Source organism: Nonomuraea recticatena (assembly GCF_039533245.1).
GTDB classification, from domain to species: Bacteria; Actinomycetota; Actinomycetes; order Streptosporangiales; family Streptosporangiaceae; genus Nonomuraea; species Nonomuraea roseola.
Genome location: NZ_BAAATE010000156.1, coordinates 1 through 704, shown reverse-complemented (window position 1 = coordinate 704; position 704 = coordinate 1). Strand labels below are relative to the sequence as shown.

Here is a 704-nt window from a genome sequence, read left to right as displayed (position 1 = left end):
CCGCCACGACGGTGACCGTCGAGGTGGCGGAGGCATGAGCGACGACTTCGTGACCATGCGGCACCCGGACCTGCCCGGCCAGCCCATCCGCGTCCGCGCGAACAAGACCGGGCCGCGGCTCGCCAGCGGCTGGGAAGTCGCACCCGACGAGGAACCGGCCCCCGCCGGCGACACCGAAGAGCCGAAGGCCCCCAAGCGGTCTTCGAACCGGCGCACCGACGCCACCGACAAGAAAGATGAGGAGGCCGTCTAATGCCGCCCGCAGCGCTCACAACCTCGAACCGGTACATCCACCCCGGTACCGCGGTCACGTACTGGATCGACACCATCTCGACGCTCGCCTCCCCGACCCGCGTCGAGATCAACGCCGGCACCGACCTCACCGGGGAAGTCGCCGACGCCCCCGGCTGGGCCGTTTCGGCCAACCGCGTGCCCGCACCGGACCTCAAGCGCAAGTTCACCTCGCGCATCGCCGGACGCATCGACCCCGAGGACTCCCAGTTCATGTTCTACGCGGACAAGGCGACCACCGACATCCGGTCGCTCCTGTCTCGCGGCGACCAGGGCTTCATCCTCATCGCGCACGGCGGCGACACCGCCGGGCTCCTGTGCGACATCTACCCGGTCGAGGTCGTCGCCATCTCCAAGCCGCTGAACGTCGGCGGCGACCCCGCGCAGATCACCGTCGATTTCGCGATCACCTC

At 69.5% G+C, this 704-nt stretch carries 2 protein-coding genes; both read left to right on the top strand.

Going from position 1 to position 704, the window contains the following annotated elements; translation table 11 throughout:
- The first annotated feature begins 34 nt into the window (after positions 1-34).
- Positions 35-253, top strand: coding sequence for a hypothetical protein (locus ABFX50_RS50905; RefSeq protein ID WP_310283835.1), 219 nt, complete (start codon positions 35-37; stop codon positions 251-253).
- Positions 253-704: phage tail tube protein (locus ABFX50_RS50900; RefSeq protein WP_346158544.1), on the top strand; the 452-nt coding region annotated here is incomplete at its 3' end. The genes ABFX50_RS50905 and ABFX50_RS50900, both read left to right, overlap by 1 nt.

Bases quoted from the DNA above. Each gene is read 5' to 3' on its own strand.
- ABFX50_RS50905 (WP_310283835.1), top strand. From the start codon at position 35: ATGAGCGACGACTTCGTGACCATGCGGCACCCGGACCTGCCCGGCCAG.